This is a genomic window from Nocardioides pini, from assembly GCF_026712185.1.
Classification (GTDB): domain Bacteria; phylum Actinomycetota; class Actinomycetes; order Propionibacteriales; family Nocardioidaceae; genus Nocardioides; species Nocardioides pini.
The window spans coordinates 711,131-727,094 of the sequence record NZ_JAPPUX010000004.1 but is presented as its reverse complement, the minus strand read 5'-3'; the positions used below and the strand labels follow the sequence as shown (position 1 = coordinate 727,094).

Annotated in this window: 19 protein-coding genes; 9 read left to right on the top strand and 10 right to left on the bottom strand. The window is 71.5% G+C overall.

The annotated features are described in order from the left end of the window. Positions 1–151: 151 nt before the first annotated feature. From NYO98_RS16845 to NYO98_RS16835, 3 genes are read left to right on the top strand one after another with little or no spacing between them, the layout of a single operon-like run. Positions 152–439 carry a DUF3039 domain-containing protein gene (locus NYO98_RS16845; RefSeq protein WP_268112883.1) on the top strand — a complete coding sequence of 96 codons (288 nt, stop codon included), beginning with the start codon at positions 152–154 and terminating at the stop codon, positions 437–439. After that, positions 436–2,214: a DEAD/DEAH box helicase gene (locus tag NYO98_RS16840; RefSeq protein WP_268112882.1), complete on the top strand. Its 1,779-nt coding sequence runs from the start codon at positions 436–438 to the stop codon at positions 2,212–2,214. The genes NYO98_RS16845 and NYO98_RS16840 overlap by 4 nt, the downstream gene beginning before the upstream one ends. A gap of 36 nt (positions 2,215–2,250) precedes the next feature. Then, positions 2,251–2,886: an IclR family transcriptional regulator gene (locus NYO98_RS16835; protein WP_268112881.1), complete on the top strand. Its 636-nt coding sequence runs from the start codon at positions 2,251–2,253 to the stop codon at positions 2,884–2,886. Between the two features lie 27 nt (positions 2,887–2,913). Here NYO98_RS16835 and NYO98_RS16830 read toward each other — a convergent pair whose 3' ends face one another. Beyond that, on the bottom strand, positions 2,914–3,393 hold the full coding sequence (locus NYO98_RS16830) for a winged helix-turn-helix transcriptional regulator (RefSeq protein WP_268112880.1): 480 nt from the start codon (positions 3,391–3,393) through the stop codon (positions 2,914–2,916). Here NYO98_RS16830 and NYO98_RS16825 point away from each other — a divergent pair. Then, positions 3,305–3,964, top strand: a complete 660-nt coding sequence (locus NYO98_RS16825) for a PaaI family thioesterase (RefSeq protein ID WP_326494451.1) — start codon at positions 3,305–3,307, stop codon at positions 3,962–3,964. The two genes, NYO98_RS16830 and NYO98_RS16825, sit on opposite strands and share 89 nt — an antisense overlap. Here the strand turns inward: NYO98_RS16825 and NYO98_RS16820 are convergent. Beyond that, positions 3,945–4,430 carry an Lrp/AsnC family transcriptional regulator gene (locus NYO98_RS16820; protein WP_268112878.1) on the bottom strand — a complete coding sequence of 162 codons (486 nt, stop codon included), beginning with the start codon at positions 4,428–4,430 and terminating at the stop codon, positions 3,945–3,947. The genes NYO98_RS16825 and NYO98_RS16820 overlap by 20 nt on opposite strands. 81 nt (positions 4,431–4,511) lie before the next feature. Between NYO98_RS16820 and hppD the strand changes: the two genes are divergently transcribed. Next, positions 4,512–5,744, top strand: coding sequence for a 4-hydroxyphenylpyruvate dioxygenase (gene hppD, locus NYO98_RS16815; RefSeq protein WP_268112877.1), 1,233 nt, complete (start codon positions 4,512–4,514; stop codon positions 5,742–5,744). Positions 5,745–5,922: 178 nt separating this feature from the next. After that, positions 5,923–6,723 carry a hypothetical protein gene (locus NYO98_RS16810; protein ID WP_268112876.1) on the top strand — a complete coding sequence of 267 codons (801 nt, stop codon included), beginning with the start codon at positions 5,923–5,925 and terminating at the stop codon, positions 6,721–6,723. Between the two features lie 157 nt (positions 6,724–6,880). Here the strand turns inward: NYO98_RS16810 and NYO98_RS16805 are convergent, their stop codons facing one another. From NYO98_RS16805 to NYO98_RS16795, 3 genes are all read right to left on the bottom strand, one after another. Continuing rightward, positions 6,881–8,107, bottom strand: a complete 1,227-nt coding sequence (locus NYO98_RS16805) for an MFS transporter (protein WP_268112875.1) — start codon at positions 8,105–8,107, stop codon at positions 6,881–6,883. Next, positions 8,104–8,541: a MarR family winged helix-turn-helix transcriptional regulator gene (locus NYO98_RS16800; RefSeq protein WP_268112874.1), complete on the bottom strand. Its 438-nt coding sequence runs from the start codon at positions 8,539–8,541 to the stop codon at positions 8,104–8,106. Before NYO98_RS16800 ends, NYO98_RS16805 begins: the two co-directional genes overlap by 4 nt. A 98-nt stretch (positions 8,542–8,639) precedes the next feature. Further along, entirely contained in the window at positions 8,640–9,239 is a 600-nt protein-coding gene (locus NYO98_RS16795; protein ID WP_268112873.1) for a LysE/ArgO family amino acid transporter, read from the bottom strand. A gap of 72 nt (positions 9,240–9,311) precedes the next feature. Between NYO98_RS16795 and NYO98_RS16790 the strand changes: the two genes are divergently transcribed. Together NYO98_RS16790 and NYO98_RS16785 are read left to right on the top strand one after the other, a co-directional pair. Next, positions 9,312–10,223 (top strand): LysR family transcriptional regulator ArgP, encoded by a 912-nt coding sequence (locus tag NYO98_RS16790; protein ID WP_268112872.1) that lies wholly within the window; start codon positions 9,312–9,314, stop codon positions 10,221–10,223. Between the two features lie 119 nt (positions 10,224–10,342). Further along, a complete protein-coding gene (locus NYO98_RS16785) occupies positions 10,343–11,152 on the top strand; it encodes a hypothetical protein (RefSeq protein ID WP_268112871.1) in 810 nt (269 codons plus the stop codon). Positions 11,153–11,167: 15 nt separating this feature from the next. Here the strand turns inward: NYO98_RS16785 and NYO98_RS16780 are convergent, their stop codons facing one another. Genes NYO98_RS16780 through NYO98_RS16770 form a run of 3 tightly spaced genes read right to left on the bottom strand, consistent with a single transcriptional unit; the run spans position 11,168 to position 13,541 of the window. Continuing rightward, the gene (locus NYO98_RS16780) at positions 11,168–11,935 is read right to left on the bottom strand and encodes an amino acid ABC transporter ATP-binding protein (RefSeq protein ID WP_268112870.1); all 768 of its coding nucleotides are present in this window, start codon (positions 11,933–11,935) and stop codon (positions 11,168–11,170) included. Then, positions 11,935–12,726 carry an amino acid ABC transporter permease gene (locus NYO98_RS16775; RefSeq protein ID WP_268112869.1) on the bottom strand — a complete coding sequence of 264 codons (792 nt, stop codon included), beginning with the start codon at positions 12,724–12,726 and terminating at the stop codon, positions 11,935–11,937. Before NYO98_RS16775 ends, NYO98_RS16780 begins: the two co-directional genes overlap by 1 nt. A 29-nt stretch (positions 12,727–12,755) precedes the next feature. Further along, positions 12,756–13,541, bottom strand: coding sequence for a transporter substrate-binding domain-containing protein (locus NYO98_RS16770; protein WP_268112868.1), 786 nt, complete (start codon positions 13,539–13,541; stop codon positions 12,756–12,758). A 54-nt stretch (positions 13,542–13,595) separates the two neighbouring features. On the opposite strand from NYO98_RS16770, the gene NYO98_RS16765 reads away from it, so the two are divergent. Then, positions 13,596–14,132, top strand: a complete 537-nt coding sequence (locus tag NYO98_RS16765) for a DUF1697 domain-containing protein (RefSeq protein ID WP_268112867.1) — start codon at positions 13,596–13,598, stop codon at positions 14,130–14,132. 15 nt (positions 14,133–14,147) lie between these two features. On the opposite strand, the gene NYO98_RS16760 is transcribed toward NYO98_RS16765, so the two are convergent. After that, entirely contained in the window at positions 14,148–14,723 is a 576-nt protein-coding gene (locus NYO98_RS16760) for a nicotinamidase (protein ID WP_268112866.1), read from the bottom strand. A 98-nt stretch (positions 14,724–14,821) separates the two neighbouring features. Then, a complete protein-coding gene (locus NYO98_RS16755; RefSeq protein WP_268112865.1) occupies positions 14,822–15,958 on the bottom strand; it encodes a methyltransferase domain-containing protein in 1,137 nt (378 codons plus the stop codon). Positions 15,959–15,964 lie beyond the last annotated feature (6 nt).

Genomic DNA, 15,964 nt, shown 5'->3' with positions numbered 1-15,964 from the left:
GCGGGGCATTAGCGTGAGTCACGAGGACCTCCAGTAGGTGGGTTGGTGTGGTAACCCCCTCCGTACTGGAGGTCCTCGCTACTCGTCTACGACTTCTCGTTCACAACCTCTGTGGGAACTACAACTAGGTCTCGCGTTAGTCTTGCCCATCATGAGCACCATCGGATTCTCGCCGGGCACCCAGACGGTCGAAGAGCGTCAGACCGTCCCGACGGACGAGGGTGACCACGAGCGGTTCTCGCACTACGTGCCCAAGGACAAGCTCACCGAGGCGATGGTGATGGGCACGCCCGTGATCGCGTTGTGCGGCAAGGTGTGGGTGCCCTCGCGTGCCCCCGAGAAGTACCCGGTGTGCCCGGAGTGCAAGGAGATCTGGGAGTCGATGAACCCCGGCAAGTCCGGTGGCGACGGCTCCGACGGTTCGGGTCCCGAGGCGTGACGGGGCGGCCTGACGCGCCGCTGCCCCCCGCGTGGCCCGACCGGGCCGCCTGGGGCACCGCGCCCTCCCTCCGCGCCTGGCAGCAGGCGGCGATGGACAAGTACCAGGCCGGGCAGCCGCGCGACTTCCTCGCGGTGGCGACCCCCGGCGCCGGCAAGACGACGTTCGCCCTGACCGTCGCCGCCGACCTGCTCAGCCGCCGCGTCGTCGACCGCATCACCGTCGTCGCGCCCACGGAGCACCTCAAGACCCAGTGGGCGGAGGCCGCCGCGCGCGCCGGCATCCCCATCGACCCCGCCTACTCCGCCGGCAAGGGACGGACGTCCGACGACTACGTCGGGATCGCGGTGACGTACGCCGGTGTCGCCGTCAACCCGCTCGCCATGCGGATCCGCACCGAGCGCTTCAAGACGCTGGTGATCCTCGACGAGATCCACCACGCCGGTGACGCGCTGTCGTGGGGCGAGGGCGTGCGCGAGGCGTTCGACCCCGCCACCCGTCGCCTGGCGCTGACCGGCACGCCGTTCCGCTCCGACATCAACCCCATCCCGTTCGTCACCTACGCCCCCGGTGACGACGGCATCCCGACCTCGGCGGCCGACTTCACCTACGGCTACGCCCACGCGCTCGCCGACCACGTCGTCCGGCCGGTGCTCTTCATGGCCTACTCCGGCGAGATGCAGTGGCGCACCCGCGCCGGCGACGAGGTCGTCGCCCGGCTGGGGGAGCCGCTCACCAAGGACATGCACGCGCAGGCGCTGCGCACGGCCCTCGACCCCCGCGGGTCGTGGATCCCGGCGGTGCTCGCGGCGGCCGACCGGCGCCTCTCGGAGGTACGCCGCCACGTGCCCGACGCGGGCGGACTCGTCATCGCCGGTGACCAGGAGTCCGCGCGCGCCTACGCCGCGCTGCTGAAGAAGATCAGCGGCGAGTCGCCCACGGTGGTGCTCTCGGACGAGAAGGGCTCCTCGAGGAAGATCGAGAAGTTCACCGCGTCCGAGGACCGCTGGATGGTCGCGGTGCGGATGGTCTCGGAGGGCGTCGACGTGCCACGCCTCGCCGTCGGGGTCTGGGCCACCACGGTGTCCACCCCGCTGTTCTTCGCCCAGGCCGTGGGCCGCTTCGTGCGCGCCCGGTCGCGCGGCGAGACCGCGTCGGTGTTCCTGCCGTCGGTGCCGCACCTGCTCGGGTTCGCCTCCGACATGGAGGCGCAGCGCGACCACGTGCTCGGCCGCCGCGTCACCGACGAGGACGACATCTTCGCCGCCGAGGAGGACCTCCTCGCCGCGGCCAACGCCGAGGACGGGGCCTCAGACGACCTCGAGATGTCGTGGGAGGCGCTCGGGTCCACCGCGTCGTTCGACCACGTGCTCTACGAGGGCGCCCAGTTCGGCCACTCGGGCGAGGTGCACGTCGGCTCGGAGGAGGAGATGGACTTCCTCGGCATCCCCGGCCTGCTCGAGCCCGACCAGGTGCGCGAGCTGCTGCACTCGCGGCAGAGCGAGCGCGCCCGCAAGCAGAAGTCCGACGGGGTCGTCGACCGCGTGGTCGACTCGGTGCAGGAGCTCAGCACCCACCAGCAGCTCGGTGTGCTGCGGCGCGAGCTCAACGGACTCGTCGCGGCGTGGCACCACCGGACCGGTCAGGCCCACGGCATCACCCACAACGCGCTCCGCAAGGAGTGCGGCGGGCCGCCGGCGGCCGTCGCCAACGCCGAGCAGCTGCACGAGCGGATCAACCGGATCCGCGAGTGGGCCGTGCGCAAGACCTCCTGAGCGGCCTCGCCGGCGCCCGACTGCCATAGTGGCGTCGTGCCCACCGAGACCTCGCAGACGCTCGACCGCGGCCTGCGGGTCCTCCGCGTGCTCGCCGAGAGCCCGGAGGGCCTGACGGTCACCGAGGTCTCCCACCGGCTCGAGGTGAACCGCACCGTCGTCCACCGGCTCATCAGCACCCTCGAGCAGCACGGCCTGGTCCGCCGCGACGCGCGCTCCCGGCTCTTCGTCGGCCTCGGCGTGCTGCACCTGGCGAGCGGCGTGCAACCGCTGCTCCGCGACCTCGCCATGCCGGTGCTGCGCGGGCTCGCGGAGTCGCTGGGCTCGACCGCGCACCTCACGGTGGCCGACGGCGAGGAGGCGCTCGCGCTGGCCGTCGTGGAGCCGTCGTGGACCGACTTCCACGTCTCCTACCGCGTCGGCGCCCGCCACCCGCTCACGCAGGGCGCGGCCGGCAAGGCCATCGGGCTCGTCGACGAGGACGAGACGTCGTACGCCGTCACGAGCGGCGAGCTGCAGACCGGCGCCCGCGGCCTGGCCGCCCCCGTCAGGGGCGTCGAGGGGCTCCGCGCCAGCGTCGGCATCGTGACGCTCGACGGCGCGATCGACGAGGACGTCGTGGCGCCCCAGGTGATCGCGGCCGCGGCGGCCGTCGCCGAGCGGCTGCGCTGACGGTGTCCCCGCCGCGTCAGACCGGGCTCAGGCGAACGGCTTGATGCCCGGTCCGGGCCGCGTGGCGACGTCGCGGCGGCCGGTGACCTCGTGGCCCTCGGCGCAGCGCAGCACCACCTCGACCTCGGCGCCGCAGCCGACGTGCTCGAACTCGACCGGCGAGCCCTCCGGGTCGGCGAGGTAGCGGTCGCCCCACGCCCGCACGGCGACGAGCACGGGGTAGAGGTCGAAGCCCTTCTCGGTCGGGCGGTACTCGTGGCGCTCGCGCTGGCCCGGCTCGCGGTAGGGCTCGCGTCGCAGGATCCCCGCGTCCACGAGCAGCGCGAGCCGGTTGGTGAGCACCTGGCGGGGGATGCCGGAGTGACGTCGCATGTCGTCGAAGCGGCGTACGCCGTTGAAGACCTCGCGCAGCACGACCATGGTCCAGCGCTCGCCGAGCACCTCCATCGTCCGGCCGACCGTGCAGTTGTCGGTGGACCACTGGAGGGCGGCGGGTGAGGTGCTCATGACCCCCACCCTAGGTCTCGTTGACAGACTCAGCAACTGGTGCGAGGCTGGATCCATGACGCAGACCCAGCAGTTCAGGACCGAGAGCCGCACCGTCACCTGGGCCTCGCCCGGCCAGGCCGACCTCGACCGGCTGCTCGGGCTCGACGGGCTGCAGCAGCTGCAGGCGATGCGGGACGGCGAGCTGCCGCGTCCGCCGATCATGGACACGCTCGGCTTCACCGACATGCGTCCCGAGCCCGGGCGGGTCGTGGTGGAGATGCCCGCGGCCGACTTCCACTACAACCCGCTCGGCACCGTGCACGGCGGCGTGATCTCCACGTTGCTCGACACCGCGGCGGCCTGCGCCGTGCACACCACGCTCGCCGTCGGCGAGCTCTACACCTCCGTCGACCTGACCGTGAAGTTCCTGCGCCCGGTCACCGTCGACTCGGGGCTGTTGACCTGCGAGGGCACGGTCATCCAGCGCGGTCGTCGTACGGCGCTGGCCCAGGCGCAGCTGACGGACGAGGCCGGCCGACTGGTCGCGCACGCGACGTCGACCTGCATGATCATGCGGGCGGGGGACTGACGGCCGCACGGGCCAGCGGCACCACCCGGTAGGGGATCTGCGTGGCCAGCGCGATGACGGTGGTCGACCGGTCGATGCCCGGCTCGGTGAGGACGAGGTCGATCACCCGCTGGAGGTCGGCGTTCGAGCGGGCGACGACGCGCGCCCACATGTCGCCGGCTCCGGTGATCGTGTAGGCCTCGAGCACCTCCGGGATGCCGGCCAGGTGGGCGGCGACGGCGTCGTGGCCACCGCGGTCGGCCGAGCCCTGGCGGATCTCGAGGGTGAGGAAGGCCGTGACGGGGAAGCCGATCGCCTCGGGTGAGAGGTCGGGTCCCCACCCGGTGATCACGCCGGCCGCCACGAGCTTGTCCAGCCGCGCCTGGACCGTGCCGCGGGCGATGCCGAGCCGTCGGCTCGCCTCGAGGACGCCCAGCCGCGGCTCGCTGGCGAAGAGGTCGATCACCTTGCCGTCGATCTCGTCCATCCGGGCTCCTCGGCTGTGCAATGTGTCCGACGTTTCGACGTACTGTTGCACACGTTGCCGCAACTGGGCAGGGTTCGGCCCATGACGACTGACATCGCCTCGACCGGTGGCGCCCTGACCGTGGACGAGATGAAGGCCGACCTCTCCCTCGAGCAGCTGCGCCAGCTCGTCGGCCTCGTGGAGTACGACGCCGACGCGGACCCGTTCCCCGTGACCGGGTGGGACGCGATCTGCTTCGTGGTCGGCAACGCCACGCAGGCGGCCCACTACTACGCCTCGGCGTGGGGGATGGACCTCATCGCCTACTCCGGCCCGGAGAACGGCAACCGCGACCACAAGTCGTACGTGCTCAAGTCCGGCTCCATCAAGTTCGTCCTCAGTGGTGCCGTCGCGCCCGACAGCGACCTCATCGCCCACCACGCCAAGCACGGTGACGGCGTCGTCGACATCGCCCTCGAGGTCCCCGACGTCGACCAGTGCATCGCGCAGGCCCGCAAGGCCGGCGCGACGGTCCTCGTCGAGCCGGAGACCGTGGCCGACGAGCACGGGAAGGTCCGCGTCGCTGCGATCGCGACCTACGGCGAGACCCGCCACACCCTCGTGCAGCGCACCGTCGACGGCGAGACGTACGCCGGGCCGTACCTCCCCGGCTACGTGGCCGTCGAGCCGCGCTGGGAGAAGAAGGCCGACCAGCCCAAGCGCCTGTTCCAGGCCCTCGACCACATCGTCGGCAACGTCGAGCTCGGCCGGATGGACGAGTGGGTCACCTTCTACAACAAGGTGATGGGCTTCGTGAACATGGCCGAGTTCATCGGTGACGACATCGCCACCGACTACTCCGCGCTCATGTCCAAGGTCGTCGCCAACGGCAACCACCGCGTGAAGTTCCCGCTCAACGAGCCGGCGGTCGCGAAGAAGAAGTCGCAGATCGACGAGTACCTCGAGTTCTACAACGGCCCCGGCGCCCAGCACCTCGCCCTGGCCACGGGTGACATCCTCGCCACCGTCGATGCCCTGCGTGCCAACGGCGTGGAGTTCCTCAACACCCCCGACTCCTACTACGAGGACCCCGAGCTGCGCGCCCGCATCGGCGAGGTGCGCGTGCCGATCGAGGAGCTGCAGAAGCGCGGCATCCTCGTCGACCGCGACGAGGACGGCTACCTGCTGCAGATCTTCACCAAGCCCCTCGGCGACCGGCCCACGGTGTTCTTCGAGCTCATCGAGCGCCACGGCTCCCTCGGCTTCGGCAAGGGCAACTTCAAGGCGCTGTTCGAGGCCATCGAGCGCGAGCAGGACGCCCGCGGCAACCTCTGACCGTCGCCTCCCTCACCCGAGCGGTGGCCCGCCCACATTCCATACGCGCCGAATGTGGGTGGGCCACCGCTCGGGCCGTCTGTGTGGCGTGTCGTCGTCCGAGCGGTGCCTGGGCCACCTCCGACGCGCGCGAAATGTGGCTGGGGCACCGCTCCGGCCGGGCCCTAGGCTGAGGCGCATGATGATCCGACCGGCCGAGCTGGCCGCGATCAAGGCGGGCACGATCGACCTGGCGTTCCGCCGGTGGGCGAAGCCGCGGGTGGTCGTCGGCACCCGCATGCGCACGGCCGTCGGGGTGGTCGAGGTGACCAGCCTCGAGCAGGTCAGCGTCTCGGCCCTGCGGGCGGAGGATGCCCGCCGGGCCGGCGCGCCGTCACTGGCGGCGCTCAAGCAGGGGCTCGCGGCCCGCTCGGAGGACCCCGCCTGGCGGATCGGGCTGGCGTACGCCGGTCCCGACCCCCGCGAGGCCTTGCGGGCCACGGTCCCGGACGCCGACGAGCTCGCGGCGATCAACGCCCGGCTCGACCGTCTCGACGCGGCGTCGTCCCACGGCGCGTGGACGCGGGCGACGCTCGACCTCATCGACCGCAACCCCACCGTTCGCGCGCCCGACCTGGCGGCGCAGGTGGGCCGGGAGACGCAGGACTTCAAGAAGGACGTCCGCAAGCTCAAGGAGCTCGGCCTCACCGAGTCGCTGGCGATCGGCTACCTGCTCTCACCGCGCGGCGAGGCCGTGGTCGACGCCGGCCTCCCGGCCCCCCGGGTGCGCGCGCCGCGCGAGCAGGGGACGCCCCTGCCGCGCAACATCGGCGCACCCGCCACCCGCGCCCTGCGCGAGGCCGGGGTGACGACGCTCGAGCAGGTGGCGTCGTACTCCGCGGAGCAGCTGGCCGCGATGCACGGCGTCGGGCCGATCGCGATCGTCCGGCTCGGCGAGGCGCTGGCCGAACAGGGGAGCGGGCTCGCCGACGACGGCTAGAGCGGCGCTCCGTCGCAGCAGTTGGCCTTCATGTGGCAGTGCGGGCACAGCCAGCGGGTCGAGATGGGGTCGAACTCTTCCCCGCAGTAGTCGCACGGCATGGGCGCGACGCTAGTACGCCGCGCCCGCGCCGTGGGGGAGACGCGCTCGCGCCGCCTCAGGCGAGGTCGCCGACGAGCTCGCTCTCCGCCTCGACGACCCCGTGGTGCGTCGGCTCGGACCCGAGGGCCGCGGCGATGGTGCGCGAGCCGGCAGCCACCACGACCACCCCGACGGCGACGGCGGCGGCGCCGAACCAGAACGGTGCGTGCAGGTCGACCCGCTCCGCGAGCTTGAGCGCGACGAAGGGCCCGACGGCGCCGCCGGTGAACCGGACGAAGGAGTAGGCGGCGGAGGCCACCGGCCGCTCGACGGGAGCGGCTCCCATGACGGCCTCGGTCACCAGGGTGTTGGTCACGCCGAGGAAGGCCCCGGCGACCACGATGCCGGCGGTCACCACCGTCTCGTTGCCCGCACCGAGGGCCATCGCGGCCAGGTCGAGCGAGAAGAGCGCGAGGACGGCGGTGAGCGTGGGCAGGGTGCCGAAGCGTCGCTGCAGCACCGGGGCGAGCCACACCGACGTGACCGCCAGCAGCAGGCCCCACCCGAAGAAGGTCCAGCCGATGCCCATGATCGAGTACGTCGGCAGCGCGAACGGGCCCGCGGCCATGAGGGTGAAGAAGCCGAGGTTGTACAAGATCGCGACGAGGGCGAGCAGGAGGAGCGCCCGGTGCCGCAGCGCCCGGAACGGGTCGAGCAGCGACGTGCGCCGTCCGGCCGGGGGAGTGGAGGGGAGGAAGAACGCGGTCGCGACGAGCGCGACCGTCATGAGGGCGGAGACGCCGAAGAAGGGCCCGCGCCACGACACCTCGCCGAGGAGCCCGCCGATGAGCGGGCCGGACGCGATGCCCAGCCCCAGCGCGGCCTCGAACAGGATGATGGCCTGGCCGACCGGGCCGGCGGACGCGCTGACGATGGTCGCCAGGGCGGTGGCGACGAAGAGAGCGTTGCCCAGGCCCCACCCCGCCCGGAAGCCGATCACCGCGCCGACGCTGTCGGAGAGGCCGGCCAGGGCGGCGGAGACGATGATGAGGGCGAGGCCGGCGAGGAGGGTGCGCTTGGGCCCGATCCGGCTGGAGACCACGCCGGTGACCAGCATGGAGACGCCCATGACGGCCATGTAGCTGGTGAAGAGCAGCGAGACCTGGCTGGGCGTGGCCTCGAGCTGCGCGGCGATCTCCTTGAGGATCGGGTCGACGAGGCCGATGCCCATGAAGGCGATGACGCACGCGAAGGCCACGGCCCACACGGCGCGCGGCTGGCGAAGGATCGAGGGGCTGCTCACAGGGTGTCCTCCTGGGGGTTCGGGCGGAGGATGTCGCGCATGACCGCGACTGCGGTGGCGACCTCCTCGGCGGTGTGGTCGGTGTCGGCGAGCCGGGCGGTGACCAGCTCGGCGTTGAGCCGGCGGATGCGCGCGAGCTCGGCGTGGCCGGCGTCGGTGAGGTCGACGACCTGCGCCCGGCCGTCGGTCGGGTGGGGGCGCCGGCTCACCAGACCCTGCTCCTCCAGGCCCTTGACCGTCGCGGTCATGGTCGGCTGGCTGCACCGGTCGGCCACGGCGAGCGCGGTGACGCCGGCGGGCCCGAGCTCGTCGAGGATCGACAGCGCGCGGGCTCCCGCGGGGTGCTCGACCTCGCGACGCACCGCGCGCGTCAGCCGCGCCGAGAGCACCACGAGGTCGCTCGCGAGGTTGTGGAAGGTGGGGTCGGGGCTCACTCCTCGATGGTTACATAGGAAGGCTATGTAAATCCACGCCGGGGCCTGAGGGACGCGTCACACCCCGCAGCACGCGCGAGCGGAGCGAGCGCCATCGATCAGTGCGCGATGAGCCCCACGCCGAGCGTGCCCATGACGACCGCGATGCCCGTGTCCAGGACGCGCCAGGCGCCGGGACGGGCGAAGAGGCCGCGCAGCAGGCGGGCGCCGTAGCCGAGGCCGAAGAACCAGAGGAGGCTGGCGACGAGGGTGCCGGCGAGGAACCACCAGCGGTCGGTGCCGAAGCTGTTGGCCACGGTGCCGAGCATGAGCACGGCGTCGAGGTAGAAGTGCGGGTTGAGCCAGGTGAGGGCCAGCGTCAGCAGCACCGCGCGACCGGCGGTGAGCGAGGTCGACTCGCCCGCCTCGAGCGCAGCCGGACGCCACGCCCGCATCGCGGCGTGCACGCCGAAGGCGATCAGGTAGAGGCCGCCGAGCAGCTGGGCGACCGGCAGGACCGCAGGCCATCGCTCCAGCACGACCCCGAGGCCGGCCACTCCGGCGGTGATCGCGACGACGTCCGAGACCAGGCAGGTCAGCACGATCGGCAGCACGTGCTCGCCGCGGATGCCCTGGCGCAGGAGGAATGCGTTCTGCGCGCCGATGGCGACGATGAGGGCGAGTCCGGTGAGCAGACCGGTGAGAGCAACCTGGAACATGAGGACAACGCTAGGTCGCGGAGGGCATTCAATCCAGCGAAGGATTTTGAGGAATCATTAGGATGTCTTGGTATGAAAGACATCACCCAGCTCGACCCTGTGGCCCTGCGCACACTGGCCGTCGCGGTGCGGCTCGGCACGTTCGAGGCGGCCGCCCGCGAGCTGCACGTGACGCCCTCGGCGGTGAGCCAGCGCATCAAGGCGCTCGAGACCCGGATCGGCCGCGTGCTGCTGCACCGGGTCAAGCCGTTGGAGCCCACCGAGGCCGGCCTCGTGCTCGTGCGCCTGGCCACGCAGACCGAGCTCCTCGAGCGGGAGGCCGTCGCCGAGCTCGTCGAGGAGGCCGACGCGAGCGGGACGGCGTACGCCTCCCTCCCGATCGCGGTCAACGCGGACGCGCTCTACGGGTGGTTCGTCGACGCCCTGGCCGAGGTGCAGTCGCGGCACCGCGTGGTCTTCGAGGTGGTGCGTGAGGACCACACCCGCACCGCGGAGCGGCTCCGGCGCGGGGAGGTGGTGGCAGCCATCACCGGCGAGCCCAAGCCCGTGCCCGGCTGCCGGGTGGTGCGCCTCGGGCGGCTCCGGTACGCCGCGGTCGCCACGCGCGACTTCCACGCCACCCACTTCGCCGACGGCGTCGGGTCGGCCACGCTGGCGGAGGCGCCGATCGTGGCGTTCGACCGCAGCGACTCGCTCCAGCACGACTTCGTCCGACGCGTGACGCGGCGCCACCTGGCGCCGCCGGTGACCTACCTGCCGTCGGTGCGCGAGTTCGACCGGGCGATCCGGGTGGGCATGGGGTGGGGTCTCCTCCCGGAGTCCGACGTCGTCCTCGAGCTCGACCGTGGCGACCTCGTCGAGCTGGTGCCGGGGCGCCGGCCCGAGGTGCCGCTCTTCTGGCAGCACTGGCGGCTCGGGTCCGCGCTGGTGGACGACCTCACCGACGCGGTCGTGGGCGCCGCACGCGGGTGGATGGCCGGCTGAGCCGGCGGATGGCCCGCTCGGACAAGATCTCGTGATTCCCCTGACAGCCCCCGGACCCGGTCCTAGGCTCCGAGCGAGATCGAGCACGGAGCTCGTCACGACCTGATCGGGGAGACCCAGTGGCACGTCGTCGAAACGCAGCGTGGGCCTCCGCCCTCGGCGTCGGGCTCGTGCTCACCCTCGGCGCCTGCGGCGGGTCCGGCGAGGCCGCCGCCACCAAGGGCGACGACTTCATGCTCGAGGGCGAGAAGCTCGACGCCATCAACGGCCAGGTCGACGCGATGGGCATCGTGGAGTGGCACGGCCAGCTGCTCACCAAGAACCCCGACAACGGGGGCAAGCGCATCTTCGACCTCGACGGTCGCTACAGCCCCTCCACCGGCTACAGCGAGCTGTCCATGGACTCCGCGATCGGTGGCGACGTCCAGCAGGTCGACTACCTCGTCGTCGCGGGCCGCACCTACTTCAACAGCGAGGTCTGGGGCCCCAACGCCGCGGACTGCTGGGCCGACATCACCGACGACGAGGAGGGGCGCAGCTGGGCGCTGCCCACCGACCTCGACCCGACGTGGCCCGTCACCTCGGCGCGGGCGGTCAAGCTCGCCGGGGACGGCGTCGCCGTGGGCGTGCCCGCCACGGCGGTGCTGACCGGCATGCCCCGCGGGCTGTTCCCGTCGGTGCCGGCGGCGCTCGAGGACACCGAGGCCAGGGCCGTGGTCACCCCGCACGGCCACCTGATCGAGGTGGGCGTCGACGTCCAGAACATGTGGAACGCGCTCCCCGAGGAGGAGCTCGCCGCGATCGACACCCGCAAGGCGGGCTGGTGGGCGATGACGATGAAGGAGTCGCCGGACGGCACGAGCATCACGCCGCCGAAGTACGTCTTCGACCCGGCCACCACCCCGCCCAGCCAGTGCAAGCGGGCCTAGCCCGGGGACACCGGCCTAGAGCACCTTCGACAGGAACGACCGCGTCCGCTCGTGGCGCGGGTCGGCGAGCACCTCGCGCGGGTCACCCTCTTCCATGATGACGCCGTCGTCCATGAAGACGAGGTTGTCGCCGACCTCGCGGGCGAAGCCCATCTCGTGGGTGACCACCATCATCGTCATGCCCTCGGAGGCCAGGTCCTTCATGACCGCGAGCACGTCGCCGACCAGCTCCGGGTCGAGCGCGGACGTCGGCTCGTCGAACAGCATCATGTCGGGGTCCATCGAGAGCGCGCGGGCGATGGCCACGCGTTGTGCCTGGCCGCCGGAGAGGTGCGCGGGGTAGGCCGACTCCTTCTCCGAGAGGCCGACCTTGGCCAGGTTGGCACGTGCGATCTCGACGGCCTGGTCCTTCTTGCGCCCCTTGACCTTCTCCTGCGCGATGGTGAGGTTGCGCAGCACGGTCATGTGCGGGAACAGGTTGAACTGCTGGAAGACCATGCCGATCCGGGCGCGCAGCTTGTCGACGTCGGCGTCGGGGTCGGTGATCTCCGCGCCCTCGACGAAGATCCTGCCGCTGGTGGGCGTCTCGAGCATGTTGACGCAGCGCAGCAGCGTGGACTTGCCCGACCCGGACGGGCCGATCACGCAGACGACCTGACCGTGGGCGACGTGGAAGTCGATGCCCTTGAGCACCTCGTTGTCGCCGAAGTACTTGTGCAGGTCCTGGACGTCGATCGCCGCGGTGGAGCGGTCGGGATCGGTGGACGGGGTGGTCTCGGTCATCAGCGGGCCCTCTCCGCGCGGCTCTCCATGCGGCGTACGACGATCGACAGCGGCACCGTGATCAGCAGGTAGCACAGGCCGATGACGATGATCGGGGTCAGGTTGGCGGAGGTGTTCATCCCCTCGCGACCGAACTTGGTCAGCTCGTACTCGTTGTACGAAAGACCCAGGATGTAGACCAGCGAGGAGTCCTTGGTCAGGAGGATCAGCTCGTTGGTCAGCGGCGGCAGGATGATCCGGAACGCCTGCGGGATGACGACGCTGATCATCGCCCGCGAGTGCGACATGCCGAGCGTGCGCGCCGCCTCCATCTGGCCCTTCGGCACGGCCTGGATGCCGGCGCGGATCGTCTCGGCCATGTAGGCGCCGCCGACGAGGCCGAGCGCCAGCGTGACGGTGCCGAGGTTGCCGAACGGGATCTCGCGGTCGGGGAACGCCAGCGGCACGCCGACCGAGAGGGCGAGGAAGACCACGAGCGCGGGCAGGCCGCGGAAGAGCTCGATGATGCCTGTGGCGATCCACCGGTACGGCCCCACGCTCGACAGGCGCATGAGCGCCAGGACGAGGCCGAGCGCCAGGCCGAACGTGAAGCCGCACGCGGTGTAGATCAGGGTGTTCTTGAGGGCGATCGTGATGACGTCGGGGAACTGCTCACGGACGATGTCCGGGTCGAACATCGCCCTCTTGAGCTCGCCCCAGTCCGCCAGCAGCAGCACTGCGAGCAGCAGCGCCACCAGCACGACGTACTGGACGACGCGCATCCGCGCGGCACGCTGTCGGGGACTCGCCATCTCAGGTCAACCCTTCTCTCGGTCGCAGGTCAGCTGGTGGGTGCGTCGCCGAACCACTTCTTGTAGACCTCGTCGTACTCCGGGCTCGCGATGCCCTCGTTGATCGCGTCGAGGAGGGCCTGGTTGCCGCCCTTCTTGACCGAGAAGCCGTACTCCTCACCGGTCTTGAACTCGGTGGTGATCTCCACGTCGTCGTTCTGGCTGACGTAGTAGGCGAGCAGGCCGTTGTCGTTGACGCCGGCGTCGGCCTTGCCGGTCTTGACGGCTGCCTCCATCAGGGCCGAGTCCTCGAAGGAGACGATCTTGGCGTCCTCGGGTGCGTTCTCCTTGACGTAGTCGGCGCCGGTCGTGGCGTCCTGCACGGCGATGGTCTTGCCGGACAGCTGGTCGAGCGAGGTGATGCCCGAACCGGTCTTGGTCATGAGGGCCTGGGTCGCCTCGAAGTAGGGGTCGCTGAAGTCCATGACGGCCGCGCGCTCGTCGGTGATCGTCATGGCGCCGGCTGCGACGTCGCACTTGCCGGTGTTGAGCGCCTCGCCCGAGACGATGGTCTCCCACGAGATGTCGATGACAGAGGTCTGCAGGTCGTTGGCGTCGGCCGCGATCTTGAGCACGTCGGGGTCGAAGCCCACGGTCTTGCCGCCGTCCGTGTACTCGAACGGCTCGTAGGGCAGGTGGGTGCAGATCGTCAGGGTGCCGTCCTTGACGAGCGTGATGCCCGACTCCGTGGTCGTGCTGGTGTCGTCCTTGGCGCACCCCGCAGCAGCGAGGGTCAAGGCGACGGCGATACCGGTCGCGAGGGCTCGAGTCTTCATGCGGGCCAGCCTAGACCGGGTGTGACCTGGGACTCGCGTGGGCATACTCCGGGTGTGCCCACCTACGTCGCCTTCCTCCGCGCCATCAACCTCGGTGCGACGCGGAAGTTCCCCAAGGACGCCATCAAGGCTGCGACCGAGGCCGCGGGCGGCCGGGACGTGGAGACCTACATCAACACCGGCAACGTCCGGCTGACCCACTCGGCACGCTCGGTGGCCAAGGTGCGGGCAGCGCTGGAGGAGGCGTACGCCGCGGCGGCCGGCTTCGAGGTCCCCACGGTCGTCTTCACCACGAAGGACCTCGCCGCGCTGACCGCCCGGGCCGAGGAGCTGCACGCCCAGCACGACCCGTCGGGCCAGCACTACGTCACCCTCTACTCCGCCGCCCCGACCGCGTCGGCCGTCGCGGCCGCCCACGCGCTCGAGCACGAGGGGGAGACCATCGTGGTCGACGGCCGTGCCGCCTACGTCCTGCTCGAGGGCAACATCCACACCTCGAAGCTCTTGGCGTCGAAGGAGGTCGCGGCGCTCGGGAAGGGCACCGCGCGCACGGTGAAGGTGCTGCGCACCGTCACCGAGAAGTGGTGCTGAGCACCAGCGGGCGGCTCAGGCGATCTCGACGCCGGCCCCGGCCAGCTCGGTGATCGCCGCGGCCGTGGACTCCTCGGCCACGCCGGCGCACAGCGCGGTCAGCACCCGGGTGGTGAAGCCCCCCCGCGCGCTGTCGAGCGCGGTCGCGCGGACGCAGTGGTCCGTGGCGATGCCGCACACGTCGACCTCCTCCACCCGACGCGAGCGCAGCCAGTCGGCGAGCGGGTCGCCCGACGACGTACGCCCCTCGAAGCCGCTGTAGGCGGCCTCGTGCTCGCCCTTGTAGAACACCTCGTCGAAGGGCTGCGGGTCGAGGTTGGGGTGGAACGCCGCACCCTCGGTGCCGACCTTGCAGTGCACCGGCCACGAGTCGACGAAGTCCGGCTTCACCGACCAGTGCGCCCCCGGGTCGACGTGGTGGTCCTTGGTGGCGACCACGACGTCGTACGACGGCGCGTCGTCGGCCCGTGAGTGCCATCGGTGCAGCAGGTCGTTGATGCCCGCCGCCACCAGGGCGCCGCCCTGGACGGGCAGCGAGCCGCCCTCGCAGAAGTCGTTCTGGACGTCGACGACGATCAGGGCACGAGCCATTCCCCGAGGCTAGCGGGACCGCGGACGCGTGAGCAGCCCTCCCGTCACCCGCAGGGGGTGAGGGGAGGGCTGCTGCCGGGGAACCCCGGGCCCCGGCGTCAGCGACGGGTCGCGGTCACGATCCGGTACTCCCAGTCGCAGACCAGGCCGTCACCCTCGCCACGGTCGTGCGACTCGGCGAGCGCGATGAGGTCGGCCCGGAGCGCGGCGCGCCCCTGGTCGTCCAGCCGGCTCGCCGCCGCGAACGTGGGTCCGTAGTAGGTGAGGAACAGGTCGGCGAACCCGGCGCCGTCGGTGAAGCGCTGCGTCACCGTCGAAGTCACCGACCGGACGTCGGTGACGCCGTCGCCGAGCAGTCCGGCGACGACCTCCTCCGTGCCCCACCTCGTGGCGGGCTGCGCACCCGGAGGGGGCGAGACGTGCGCGCCCACCGTGCGGAGGATGCCGCCCACGAACCCCTCCGGCGTCCAGCTCGCGAGCCCGATGCGCCCGCCCGGGCGGGTCACCCGGACCAGCTCGCGCGCGGCCGCGTCGTGGTCGGCGGCGAACATGACGCCGATCGCGGAGAGCACGACGTCGAAGGAGGCGTCCTCGTGGGGGAGGTGCTCGGCGTCGGCCTCGGTGAGCTCGACGACCAGGTCCTCCGCCTCCGCGCGGCGGCGGGCGATCTCGAGGAGCCCGGGCACGTAGTCGATGCCGACCGACTCGGCCGATCGGCGCGCGGCGGCGAGGGCGACGTGGCCCGTGCCGGTCGCGACGTCGAGCACGCGGTCGGTCGGACTGACCCCTACGTGGTCGACCAGGTGCTCGGACACCGGGACCGTGAGGGCGGCGATCTTGTTGTAGTCGCCGCTGCTCCACACCTTCTGCTGCTTGTCGCGCAGCTCGGAGAGGTCGGGACCGGTGGTGGTGCTGGTGGTGGTGCTGGTCATGCTGGTTCCTTTCGTGGTGCCGTCCGGCGACTCCTGTGCGCCGGCGACGGACGTGGTGGCCGCCGAGACGTGCTCGAGCCGGAGTCCGGCCCGCCCCACCGCCTCGGTGACCAGGTCGGCCGAGTCGGCCTCGTAGAGCAGGAAGCACGTCTCGTCCTCGGGGACGAAGAACGACTGCAGGTAGCGCACCGCCCGGCCCTCGCGGGTCAGGTCGGCGCCGGCCCGCTCCGCCACCGCGACGTGGTGCTGCGCGACGGTGGGGTCGCCCTGTGCGACGTAGAGCTCGACGAGGTACTCGGCCATGTCTCC